Genomic DNA, 14,366 nt, shown 5'->3' with positions numbered 1-14,366 from the left:
TTGGTATATCTTAATGGTAAACGCTCTGTAGTACTTGCAATAATTAAACAGGCAGATGCTAGAGTTTACGATTTAAAGGAAGCATTGCAAAACCTTAATACAGCATTTAAGGAAGATTATCCCAATTTGGAGTTTTCAACTAATCAAGATCAAACCACTTTGCTAAAATTATCTATAGATAATTTAAAGTCTAGTTTATGGATTGGAAGTGTACTAGCCATACTCATAATGTTTTTCTTTTTAAAGGATGTAAAATCACCTTTAATAATTGCCATAAGCATTCCGGTATCGCTAATTATAAGCCTTTTGTTAATGTATGCTTTTGGTCTGTCTATAAATATTATATCACTATCGGGTTTAATACTAGGCGTTGGTATGATGATAGATAATGCTATTATTGTTATAGATAACATTACTCAAAAATTAGAGTCGGGTCTTAATCTACTTGAAGCTTGTGTAGAAGGTACTAATGAGATTATAACACCTCTAATAAGCTCCGTGCTTACAACATGTTCTGTATTTTTACCATTACTTTTTCTAAGTGGTATTACAGGAGCGTTGTTTTACGACCAAGCATTAGCAGTTTCTATTGGTTTAGGCTCGTCTTTGGTGGTTTCTATTGTCTTAATTCCCGTTATATACAAACTGCTAAAAAACAAATCTTTCAGATTTGAAAAATGGCTAAAGTTCAATGCAAAAACGCAACATATAGAACATTGGTACGAAAAAGGATATAATTATTTCTTTGGCAAGAAATGGATTGTTTACAGCATATCTATAGTGAGTATTATTGTTGCTGTTGTATTGTTTCAAATAATGAATTATACTCAACTGCCTGAGATTAATCAAAATGAGATTATTGCTAATATTGAATGGAATGAAAACATAAATATTAAAGAGAACCAAACAAGAATACAGTATTTTTTAAAAGATATATCAGGCATTGAAGTGCAATTTTCACAAACTGGCGAACAACAATTTTTATTACAACGCGAAAACACTAAGAGTTTTTCTGAAGCCTCAGTGTACATTAAAGCTGAGAATTCTAAAACTTTAGACGATATAAAAACAAAACTGCAAAGCGCTATTTCTAAAATTTACCCAAGCTGCAACTTAAAATTCTCAGCACCAAAAACCATTTTTGAATATATTTTTGGCACTAATAAAAGTAAGCTTGTAGCCAATGTGACTTCAAAAACTGCTCTAGAAGTACCTTCGGAAGAAAAACTGAATGAAATAAGTAAACTTTTAGAAAAAAAGACCAGCTCTGAAGTTCCTTTGCAGCAAACCGCTTCAATTCAAATTATCCACGAAAATGTCTTATTGTACAACGTAAATTATGATGCACTTGTTAATGAACTAAAAACAGCATTTAATGAAAACTTTGTAGATAATCTTAAAACTGCTCAAAAGTTTATTCCTATTAAACTCAACTACGAAACCAAAAGTTTTGAAAATATTATATCTGGGTTGTTTGTTAGAAACGAAAATGATGTTAACATTCCTGTTAAAAATTTAATTAAGATAAATAACATACAACAGTATAAAACTATAAATGCCAATAGAAACGGTGAGTATTTGGGTTATACAATTAATACTGGTAATAACGTTGATAACGATATTAATACAATTAAAACCTTTTTTAAAAGTAGTGAACACTTTAATGTTAACTTTTCTGGTAGCTGGCTAGCCTTATAAGAACTTAATATACAGTTAATAATAGTGCTTATAGTAGCACTACTGCTGCTCTATTTTATAATGGCTGCTCAATTTGAATCGCTATGGCAACCTATAATCATTTTATTAGAAATACCTATAGATATTGGTGGTGCGCTTTTATTACTCTGGCTTTTTGGCGGAACAATTAATGTTATGGCTGCCATTGGCATTGTTGTTATGAGTGGAGTAATAATTAATGATAGCATTTTAAAAATCCATACGATTAACTTACTTCGCAAAAAGGGACGTTCTATGGAAGAAGCCATAAAAGAAGGTGGTAAACTGAGACTTAAGCCAATTTTAATGACATCTTTAACAACTATATTGGCATTAACGCCGTTTTTATTTATCTCTGGTCTTGGCGCAGAATTACAAAAACCATTAGCACTCACGGTCATTGGTGGTATGCTAATCGGTACATTTATCAGCCTCTATTTTATACCTTTAATGTATTATCAATTGAGTAGAAAGTAACTTATGAAACAGCCTCTTGTTATTTTATTAATCATTATTAACTTTTTTGGTTTCTCCCAAACCAAATGGTCATTAGACGATTGTATAGAGCATGCTAAAGCAAATAATGTAGATGTTTTAAAACAACTATCTCAAAATGAATCTTTTGATGAGGACATAACGACTGCAAAAGGTAATTATTACCCAGATGCATCTTTTAATGCATCGCAAGGGTTTAGCTTAGGAAATTCGTTTAACGTCTCAACAGGTGTTGGTCAATTAGAAAGTAGTTTTAATAACTTTAGCCTAAGCTCTTCACTCAGTATATTTAATGGCTTTGCTAATAAATATAACCTTCAGAAAGCAAGATTAAATTCTGAGAAAGGTTTAGCAGATTTAGATCAGATCTATTTAGATCTTTCTCTAAATATTACTAATAAGTATCTAACAGTTTTATTTAATAATGAGTTACTTCACATAGCTGAAGAGCAAGTCGAAATCAGCAAACAAGAAGTTAGACGATTAAAGGAATTATTTGATGCTGCATTAGCCTCTAAAAGCGAGCTTTTACAGATGGAATCGACTTTAGCTACAGATACTAAGGCATACATCACCGCAGAAAACAATCTTAAAACTAGTAAAATAGAGCTTAAAGAACTTTTAGATATTAATGCAATTGATAATTTTGATATTGAAGACATTAATCTATCTGACTTTGAAAGTATCGCTTTTTCTGAAGATTCTGAAGATCTATATAAAAGAGCACTAGATGCTAACCCTTTAATAAAATCTTCAGAGCTCAATAATGAAATTAATGAAAAAAACATAAAAATTGCCAAAGCTAATTTTTACCCTAAAGTAAATTTTAACTACAGTTATGGGAGTAATTATTATCATATTCTTGGTAGAGAAGATGTAGTCTTTAATCAAGACACGCAACAATTTGAAGATAATGGCTTCTTTGTTCAGTTAAACAACAACCGCACTCATTTTCTCAATCTAAGTCTTATAGTACCTATATTCAATAGGTTTTCAACAAAATCAGAATTCAACAAATCTAAAATTGAATTAGAAATAAGTAAAATCGAGTTAGAAAATCAAAAGAATCAACTCAAAAATAAAGTACAAATAGCTTATAATGATGTAGTCACTGCAAAGACAAGTTTTGAATCTGCTAATGCAGCATCAATTTCTCAGAAAGAGGCGTTTAACATTAATCAGACTAAATATGACAATGCTTTAATGTCTAGTTTCGATTTCCTCGAAAGCAAATCTAATTATATTAAAACAGAGTCCGACCTCGTGCAAGCTAAGTACGATTACTTGTTTAAAATTAAAATACTCAATTATTATATTAACAATTGAGGATTAGTATAACCATCAATTATTTAAGTCTCTAACTATTCAGTTTTAAATCCGTATTTTAGTTTTACCAAGCTAAAATTTTGAAAAAAACAGCTTACATATTATGTTTTGTTATGTTTGGTGCAACCCTACCCCTAATCGCACAAGACGTTTCTCTTTTCCAACAGTTTAATGGTCGATATGATTATGTAGCTATCGGAAATACCCTAAACACAGAAGAAAACGGCTCTTATTCAAATTGCACAATACTCACAAGTTCTTCTGCCGAATTAATTCTTGATCCCTCACAAAATATTGTAGCGGCCTACCTCTATTGGGCAGGATCTGGTGCTGGTGATTTTGATATTGAATTAAATGGAATAGCTATTAGTGCGGAGCGCACATTTAGTGATTCCCTTGATGCAACCCGTATATTTTTTGCAGCTTTCGCTGATGTAACCGATTTGGTAATTAATGAAGGTAATGGTACGTTTACCGTATCAGAATTTGATTTAACTAATGTAATTACTCCCTATTGCCCAACTGGAACTAATTTTGGAGGTTGGGCTATTTCTATTATATATCAAGATACTAACTTACCACTTAATCAATTAAATGTTTATGACGGATTACAAAGTGTACCCACCTTTTTAAGCATAACACTAGATAACCTCAACGTTTTGGATAATGAAGATGCAAAAATTGGCTTTATTGCTTGGGAAGGAGATCGTAATTTGGCAGTAACAGAACAACTAACTATTAATGGAAATGTTATTAGTAATCCACCATTAAATCCAGCTAATAATGCCTTTAATGGAACAAATTCGTTTACAGGTGCATCTGACTTATACAATATGGATATTGATGTCTATAATATTCAAGACAATATAAGTATCGGAGATACCTCTGCAACCATAACATTAACTTCTGGTCAGGATTTTGTGATGATTAACAATATTATTACTGTTCTGAATAGCCAACTTCCTGATGCAACCATCGCTATTGATGACTACACAGTAAACTGTGGCGAAAATAGTGTTGCTTTATCATATACCATTAATAACTTTAATAGTACTGCGCTATTACCAGCAAATACACCCATTGCATATTACTTAAATGGAATACTCTTAGGACAGAGTGTAACTTTAAATGATATTGCTATAAATGCGACAGAAACGGGCTCAATAGTACTTACTGTTCCTGAAACTTCAGACCCAAATATTATAATCACGGCTGTAGTTGATGACGATGGAACTATGAATGGAGTTGTAACAGAAATTAATGAAAACAATAACGAAACATCAGAAGACATTGAATTATTGATTATCCCTGATATTATACCTTTACCGAATCTTACAGGCTGTAATGAAGGGTTTGAAACATCAACCTATAACTTATTTGATGCCTTAGTTGGCTTAAACATTGATGAAAGTGAAGTATCGTTTTATTTAAGCCTTGAAGATTTAGAGGCTGAAATGAATAGTATCCTAATACCTAGTAATTACAATAATCTCAGTAATCCAGAGACCATTTTTGTGAGATTGGAAAGTCCTCCATGTTATGAAATTTTTCAATGTAATCTAGATATTGAAAATTGTCCACCTGAAATACCAGAAGGGTTCTCACCTAATAATGATGGGTTTAATGATTGGTTTAATATCCAGGGACTTTACGATATTTTTACCGAACATGAACTCAGTATATATAATCGCTATGGTGAGGTTTTATTTGTAGGAGATAATGACAAACCATGGAACGGTAAAATAAATAGTGGATTAAATAATCGTGGTAAAACAGTTCCTGTTGGTACCTACTATTATGTTTTAAATCTAAAAGATCCTGAATATAAACCAATAGTAGGTTGGGTATATGTAAATTATTAGAATTGTTGAGATTTTATTCTGTTCGCCTTAGTCTTTTGGACCAAAAAAATTCAAACAATACATTTAAGCAACTATGGAATAATCTTATGGTTCTAAAGAAGTTTCCCATATAATGTATTAAAAAGCATGATAATAATGTGTTTCAGGTTAGGAAAAATTATATGTTGAGCCTGTAATGTTTTTGGAAATTTCAATTTGGGGCAAAGGTCTCAATTTGAGATCGTTTCAATTTTTTTGTATTATAACGTATTAATGTTAACATTTTATGCATTTCATCGTGTTTTTTTGCATTTCGTCATATTAAAGCTTACTTTTCAGCTTGAATAGGAACAATTTGAATTATCCCGTACTTAATCCAAATTGTACTATAAACATAACCGCACATTATGGATGGATTAAAACGTTCTCTCTGGCTGTTTTTATGCTTGCTTTGCAGTATATCTTATGCTCAGCAAATAACAGTTGACAATTCTGTTTCGCCACAAAACTTGGTTGAGAACACTTTAATTCAAGGTTGTGTTGAAGTTTCAAACATTAATTCTAACATTAACGGCAGCCAAGTAGGTATAGGAAGTTATGGCTATTTTACACGTGGAGCCTCGAACTTTCCTTTTGAAAATGGTATCATATTAGCCACCGGTAATGCTAATTCTGCGGGGAACAATCAAAACTTAAATGTATTAAATGAAGGAGATGATAGCTGGGGAACTGACCCAGATCTTGAGTCTGCTTTAGGCATTTCAGGAACTCTAAATGCAACATCTTTAGAATTTAATTTTGTCTCTATTGCCAATCAGGTTCAGTTTAGATATATTCTCGCATCAGAAGAATATTTTGGAAATTTCCCTTGTCAATATTCTGACGGATTTGCATTTTTAATAAGACAAGCCGGCACCAATGATCCATATGTTAATATCGCACTTGTTCCTGGAACATCAACTCCCGTTAACACAAACACTGTTCATGATGAAATTGTTGGGTTCTGTGATGCATCTAATGAAGACTATTTTGAAGGTTACAGCCTAGGTGATACTAATTATAATGGAAGAACTTCTATTCTATCTGCAACAGCTTCCATTGTTCCAAATGTAGAATATCAAATAAAACTCATTATTGCAGATCAAACAGATGAAAACTATGATTCGGCCGTATTTATTGAAGGCAATAGCTTTAATGCATCTGTGGATTTAGGTGAAGATTTTTCAACTTGTGCAAGTAATATCAGTTTAAACGGTGATATTGGTAATACTCAAGCGACTTATACCTGGTATTTCAATAATGCACTTATTCCAGGGGCAAATCAGTCAAGCTTTGATGCAGTACAAACAGGTAACTATCGTGTTGAAATAGAGATTCCTCTGGTAGATGGGACCTGCACAATTGAAGATGACATTAATATTACTTTAAGCAATACGCAATCATCAGGATCAATCACTGATTTTCAGTTATGTGATGATTTAAGTAATGATGGTGTAGAGACATTTGATTTATCAATTCGAAACGCAGAAGTATTGGCTTCAGTTCCGACCGGAAACTACAGTATTTCATATCATTATTCTGAATCTGAAGCTCAATCAGGCAATAACCCAATTACAAATCCAATTCAAAATAGTATAAGTCCTCAACCAATTTTTGTTAGGATCTTGGATACAGATAATGGATGTCTTGCATTTTCTAGTTTTAATTTAATTATAAATGCATTGCCTACAATAGTAAATCCATCGCCATTGGTAGTATGCGATGATCAAGCGGCTGATGGTTTTACTACGATTGATCTTAACACAAAAGACAATGAAATAACTAATGGTCAAACAAATTTAAGCGTAACCTATCACAGTACACAAAGCGAAGCAAATTTAGGAAGTAACCCATTTCCAATGCCTTATGTCAATACTAACACCAATGAAACAGTTTATGTAAGTGTTCAGAACCCTCAAACAGGTTGTATAAGCACAACAACTTTAGATATCAGTGTTTTAGATAATCCTGTGATTAACACAGATCCACATTATATTGATGCTTGTGACGTGGACCATGACGGTTTTGCAGAATTTGATTTAACAACTATAATCCCTGATGTTTTACAAGGCTTGACTAACGTCACTGTTACTTTTCATGAAACGAATGATGATGCACTTTCAGGTGCAAACCCAATTGCTAATGATACTAACTACGCTAACATAAACTCTGATGAACAAGTGGTTTATATTAGGGTAGAAAATAATGCTACTGGTTGTGCTTCAATAACTCCAATTGAAATTCATACCAACTTACTCTTAACAGCAACAAATATTAACAACATTACCCAATGTGATATTAATAATGATGGTTTTGAAGAATTTAGCTTGTCAAGTATTGCTAATGGGATTATTAATGATATCCCAAATATCAATGTTGAATTTTATCTAACAGAAGATGACAGAGACAACCAGAATAATCCTTTAGATCCAACAGTCCCTTTCATTCCATCAAGTAATCCACAGACGATTTATTTGGAATTATCAAGTCCAACCTGTTCAGACATAGCTCAAATAGATTTGATACTAGTTCCGGTGAGCGAATTTGAGAATATTTCAAATCAAAACGTTTGTGACGACGATCAAGACGGATTTACCACGACAGATTTATCACAGTTCGACCTATTAGTTACAGAAGCACAACCTGGTTTTAATATCACATATTTCTTAACTGAAGATGATGCCAGAAACAATACAAATATGCTACCAAATCTGTATACAAATACGACAAATCCATTTACAATTTATCCGAGAATTACCTCGGATACCTCTGGATGCTCAGATATAAGCTCATTTGAAATTACAGTTCAAGAAGCGCCAATAACTTCTAATCCATCCGATATTGTAATTTGTGATGATGATCAAGATGGATTCTCAATAATTAATCTTTTTGACGTAGTACCTGAAATCGTTAGTAGCACGAATGAAAGAATTATTTCATTTCACACCAGTCAATCTAATGCAGACAATAACACAAATGCTTTAAACGACGAAGGTAATTACAATGCTCAAACAGAATCATTATTTATAAGAGTAGAAAACTCTTTAACCGGTTGTTACAGCACTGAGACTTTAAATATCACCGTCAATACCCTTCCAGTTTTTTCTGTGATTTCCAATTATAAAATATGTGAAGATAGCAGCGATAGTTTTGGAGACTTTATTTTTAACACTAAAGACACTGAAATACTTAATGGACAAAATGGTAAGCAAGTGTTGTATTATTTAAATCAGAATGATGCAGACAATAGAACTAATCCAATAAACAAAGATATTGCATTTCAAAATACAAGCAATCCTCAAACTATTTTTGTTCGTGTTGAAAATCTGACAGATCTAGACTGTTATGGCACATCAAGTTTTACTATTGAAGTTGGAAGTAATCCTATTTTTAATCAACCTTCAGATTGGTTTGTTTGTGATGATATTTCTAATGATGGCTTTACATCTTTTAATTTAAGCACAAAAATCGCTGAGATATCTAGCGGAAATCTTGAAAATTTAGATGTAACATTTTATTTATCACAAACTAATGCGGTAAATGGTATAAATCCACTTCCATTAGATTATACTAATGTAGCAAACCCGCAAACTATATTTGTTCAAATTGATAATGGTACGATTTGCAACTCTATTTCTTCCTTTGAATTAAATGTTATTCAGGTCCCAGAAGTAAATGAGTCTATACCGCTTATAGCCTGTGATACCGATTATGACGGATTTACACAATTTGATCTCACAGATGCAGAATTGGAAATATTAGATGTTCGCCAAGATGATATTGCTATTACGTATTTCGAAAGTTTTGAGGATGCTGAAGCAGATATAAATCCTATTTCTGACCCTGAAAATTTTGCGAATACAAGTAATCCTCAGACTGTTTTTATAAAAATTACAAATACAATCTCCAACTGTTATATTATTATGCCTATAGAGCTCATTGTAAATATGCCTCCTGTCATAAATGAGTTTCAATCTTATAACATTTGTGAAAATGATACTAACAGTTTTGATTTAAACGAAATCAATGCTGTGCTAATGGATGAAAGTTTTAATGTGCTCTTTAATTACTTTGATAATGCAACCGATGCATATGCAAATACCAATCCTTTAGATACAGATTATACATATTTAACAACTAATGATGTACTATTTGCAAGAGCTGAATTTAGCACAACCCATTGTTATGTAGTCCATGAGTTTGTATTAAATGTAAACCCATTTCCAGTTGCAAATCAACCAAATGATTTAATAGCTTGTGATGATGATTTTGATGGTTTGTTAGAGTTTGATTTATCGCAACAAAATTCTATTATTTTAGGCACTCAGAATCCAAGTAATTTCACTATTACGTATCACAACTCTATAGAAGAAGCTGAGGTTGGAAACGCAGCCTTGGACACAAACTATTTTGCTTTTGATTCTGAAGTCATCTTCGTTAGGCTAGAAAATAACTCTTCCGGATGTCATGCCATAACACAATTTACTACAATTATAAATCCGTTACCTATAATAGATATTGAGGACCAGGTAATCTGCCTTGATAATTTACCATTAATTGTTTCTGCCAATACCAATATAACAACAGATACTTACTTATGGTCAACCGGTGAAACAACATCTGAGATTGAAATTACGGAGGTAGGTACTTATTGGGTAACGGTTACAACAGCATTTGGTTGCGAAAACTCTAGAGTTTTTAGTGTTTCTGAATCTGAAGCTGCAACCATAGAATCCACAGAAGTTATTGACTTTTCAGATCCTAACAACATTACAATAACCATAAGTGGGATTGGAGATTACTTGTACCAGTTAGATGACGGACAACTACAAGAATCTAATGTATTTGAAAATGTTGCTATGGGTTACCATACCATTACAATTATTGATTTAAATGGATGTTCTGAAGTTACTCGTGAAGTGCTTGTGATTGACATTCCAAAACATATGACACCAAATAATGATGGTCAATTTGACACCTGGCATATTGTTGGAGTTGAAACACTTCCAGGTACGATCATCCACATTTTCGATCGCTATGGAAAACATCTAACGACTCTTAAGCATGACTCCTCGGGATGGGATGGCACCTTTAAAGGCAATAAACTGCCTGCGAGCGATTATTGGTTCGTGGCCAATGTAGTACGCGGTACGCAATCCTTTGAGGTTAAAGGTCATTTCTCCATACGTCGATAGAATTATCCTTTAAGAGTATAAATTAGAAACTGTTAATCTTTCTAGTGCTTTTTTTCTATCTTTAGCCCGAAATTTTACATTATTTTAAACTGTAAGATTTAAAAAAAGCAATGAAAAAGAAAAGTTTATTTACTCTTCTCTACGCCGTTATGCATACATGTTTCATGTATGCTCAACTTATTACAACTAATAACACTCAGCAACCCCAACAAATTATTGAACATCTAGTTGGAGATAATTGTGCTTCAGTTTCTAATATTACTTCGCCCATAAATGGGAGCGTTAACAATATTGTTAGTTATGGTACTTTTAATAACGCAAACTCAAACTTTCCATTACAAAACGGGATCGTTCTTACCACTGGAAATGTTTTAAATGCAGGGAATACCCAACTCCCTATTGATTTGAACGACGGTGAAATTGATTGGGAAACAGATCCTGACATTCTCAATATACTAGGCATTGATCAAACCCTAAATGCTACCAGCATTGAATTTGACTTTAGTACTGCTAACGATTTTGTTGCCTTTAAATACCTATTTGCTTCAGATGAATATCAGCAAGAATACCCTTGCAATTTTAGCGATGTATTCGCAATTATGATTAAGCCAGCTGGCTCAGCTGATCCTTTTGTAAACATTGCACTTGTTCCTGAATCACTCGATTTTATAAGCGTCAATACAATTCATCCTGATATTAGTGGTTTCTGCGATGCTCAAAATGAAGATTACTTTCAAGGGTATAACATTGGAAGTACCAATTTTAATGGACATACAACAGTTTTAACAGCAACTAGCGATGTTATTCCTAATAACACCTATCGCATCAAATTTGTGATAGCAGATCATATAGACGAACGCTTTGATTCCGCGGTCTTTATTGAAGCTGAAAGTTTCGGTGGCTCTATCGATTTAGGTCCAGATCAGTCTATTTGTGGGAATGATTTAACCTTAAATGCAAATATTGATAATCCTTCTGCAGACTATTCGTGGTTTTTAAATGGTAACATTATAATTGGAGAAAGCAACCCGACTTTAGAGGTTAATCAATCAGGCACCTATAGTGTTGAGATTTCAATTCCTGTTAATACTGGTAGTTGCACTTTAACAGACAGTATTAATATAGACATAATACCCTTTCAACAGGCTGCACCTATCGGAGATTTAGCCATATGCGATTCAGCACCAAGTGATGGTGTTTTTCAATTTGACTTTCCGATGTTGATGGATGATGAAATTCTTGACAACTTGCCGTCTTCCAATTATAACATCAGTTATCACACCCTTTTAGATGATGCTCAAAACGACCTTAATCCAATTGTTGATACCTATGAAAATACAGAACCTACCGAACAAATCTTTGTTCGAATAGAAAGTTTGAGTGGGGACTGTCTTCAAATTGGAAATTTTAATATCAGCGTTAGTAATTCACCAAATACAGTTGAAATTACTGCAAGTGTTTGTAATGGGCAGATTAATGATGGTGGTTTTGAAATAAATTTTTTATCGCATTTTGACTCTGAAATTTCAAATTTTGAATTCAATAGATCTGTCAGTTATTTTCTAAATGAAACTGATGCAATCAATAACCAAAATGAAATAATAGAAACTAGTGAAATAGTTGGTTCTCCCAATGTCATTTTTGCTAGAGTATCCAATAATTTAAGTGATTGCTTCTCAATAGAAAGGCTAAATTTTGATTATCAATTACAACCTGAAATTGATATTGACAAATTTGTTGCAAGTCAATGTTTTGACCCTGACTTCTTCGAAACAAGTGGGCCAGATATTATTACGTACGAAAATGCCACTGTTAGCTACAATATAGACGAAATTTTTGACGAAATAGAAAGTAACTATCCAGGTATTTGGATACAAATAGATGCTTTATTAGGAATAATTGGAGATCCGAGGATGTTTAATACAAACGCAACTGTTTTTAACATTCCTCTTTTATTAAGATTTGATGGAGAAAATTGTCCTACACCATTGACTTTAGAGCTACATAAAAACGTTCTATTTAATGTTTTTGGTGAAGAACGGATTGTTGCCCGTTGTGACGATTTTTCAAATGATGGAGTTTACGATTTTGATTTAACAGATATTTCAAATGAACTTGTTGATGGTTATGAAGGAATCTCATTAACATATTATGAAAGTGAAGACGATCGAGATAATCAAGTAAATCCGATAAATCCAAATGTACCTTACACGGTAAATTCTCCTAGTGAAGAAGTATTCATCACCACCAGACACAACGATTGCACATTCGACTCTAAAGTGAGATTGGTAATTGAGCCTGCTCCTATTGCAAGTCCGCAATCAGTTGAAGCCTGTGGGGAGTATAATCCTGACACAAATAGTACAAGAATACTATTGAACCCATATATCAATACTATGGTTCAAGGGCTTGGAAATGTATCTGTTTCATTTTATGCTACCGAACAAGACGCAGAAAATAATGAAAATGCAATAGAAAGTATAAATGTTGTTGGAAATTTCCAACAAGTTTACTCCAGAATTACTAATAATGCTACAAGCTGCTATAGTATAACAACACTAGATATTAATATTTTTGAGAGTTTAGATATAAATTCATTATCTCCAATTGTAATCTGCGATGCAGATCAAGATGGATTTTCTATTGTTAATTTACTGAGTGTAATACCAGAATTATCAATTGACATCAATGAGTTTGACATTTCTTTTTATGAGACTTTAGATAATGCCTTAGGAGAAAGAAACGAAATAAGTAACCCAGAAGCTTACAACTCGGAATCACAAAGTATTTTTATTAGAATACAACGCATTAATTTAGAATGCTTCGCCATTGTAGATTTTGAAATAGCGATTTTTGACAATCCAATAATTAACGGAATTTCTGATTTTATTAATTGCACCAATGCAACAAATACGGCTGATTTTTATTTTGAAAATAAAGATTCTGAAATCATTAATGGACAAGAAAATATGCAAGTGTTCTATTTTGAGACTGAAAATGATGCTATTAATAAAGAGAACGAAATTGACAAAACTATCGCCTACCAAAACACAAACAATCCTCAAACCATTTTTGTGAGATTAGAAAATGAACTTGAGAATAGTTGTTTCGAAATTTCATCTCTGCAAATTGAAGTAAGGGAAGCCCCAATTTACAACGTGCCAACTGACGTTTTTGAATGCGATATTAATAACAATGGTTTAGCAAGTACAGATCTAAATTTAAAAGTCAATGAAATTGCTGAAGGCAGTCCTTCAAATTTAAATATTTCATTTCATCTCACTCCGCTAAATGCAGAGTTAGGAACAAATGCACTAGCGATGGATTTTACTCCGACAAGTAATCCGCAGATTATTTACTCAAGAGTTGAAAATTTAGATTCAGGATGCACAAGTATAGATACATTTTTAGTTAATACTTTAGCTTTGCCTGAGGTCAATTATGGACAGTCCTTGACATCATGTGCCAATAATTATCAATTTGAGCAATTATGGGACCTAACAGAAATTGAGCTTTTAGTTTTAGATGGCCGCCAATTTGGTATTGAATTTAGTTATTTCGAGTCAGAAAACGATCTCTTCGCAAATCAAAATGTAATTAATAATGTAGAGTCCTTTACCAATACATTAGGCCAAAACACACTGTTTATCAAAATACAAAATACGTTAACAGGGTGTTTCTCTTCAGTTCCGTTTGATTTAATAATTAACACACCGCCAGTTATTGATCCTATTGACGTTTTTTATGTCTGTGA

General features: G+C 32.7%; 6 protein-coding genes. All 6 read left to right on the top strand.

Going from position 1 to position 14,366, the window contains the following annotated elements; genetic code table 11:
* Positions 1–1,698: efflux RND transporter permease subunit (locus HRU49_RS10220; protein WP_296356796.1), on the top strand; the 1,698-nt coding region annotated here is incomplete at its 5' end.
* A gap of 9 nt (positions 1,699–1,707) precedes the next feature.
* The gene (locus HRU49_RS10215; protein WP_296356798.1) at positions 1,708–2,193 is read left to right on the top strand and encodes an efflux RND transporter permease subunit; all 486 of its coding nucleotides are present in this window, start codon (positions 1,708–1,710) and stop codon (positions 2,191–2,193) included.
* Between the two features lie 3 nt (positions 2,194–2,196).
* A complete protein-coding gene (locus HRU49_RS10210) occupies positions 2,197–3,537 on the top strand; it encodes a TolC family protein (protein ID WP_296356794.1) in 1,341 nt (446 codons plus the stop codon).
* A gap of 80 nt (positions 3,538–3,617) precedes the next feature.
* Positions 3,618–5,399, top strand: coding sequence for a gliding motility-associated C-terminal domain-containing protein (locus HRU49_RS10205; RefSeq protein WP_296356792.1), 1,782 nt, complete (start codon positions 3,618–3,620; stop codon positions 5,397–5,399).
* 386 nt (positions 5,400–5,785) lie between these two features.
* Positions 5,786–10,612 carry a choice-of-anchor L domain-containing protein gene (locus HRU49_RS10200; RefSeq protein ID WP_296356791.1) on the top strand — a complete coding sequence of 1,609 codons (4,827 nt, stop codon included), beginning with the start codon at positions 5,786–5,788 and terminating at the stop codon, positions 10,610–10,612.
* 110 nt (positions 10,613–10,722) lie between these two features.
* A partial coding sequence (locus HRU49_RS10195) for a choice-of-anchor L domain-containing protein (protein ID WP_296356788.1) occupies positions 10,723–14,366 on the top strand: 3,644 nt, incomplete at its 3' end.

Origin of the sequence: Winogradskyella sp. (assembly GCF_013213975.1) — a bacterium.
In the GTDB taxonomy this organism is placed as follows: Bacteria; Bacteroidota; Bacteroidia; order Flavobacteriales; family Flavobacteriaceae; genus Winogradskyella.
Note: the sequence above shows the minus strand (reverse complement) of the source record. Positions and strands in the feature narration are given on the sequence as shown.

Coding starts and splice junctions, on each gene's coding strand:
- HRU49_RS10200 (WP_296356791.1), top strand. CDS start 5,786: ATGGATGGATTAAAACGTTCTCTCTGGCTGTTTTTATGCTTGCTTTGC.
- HRU49_RS10210 (WP_296356794.1), top strand. CDS start 2,197: ATGAAACAGCCTCTTGTTATTTTATTAATCATTATTAACTTTTTTGGT.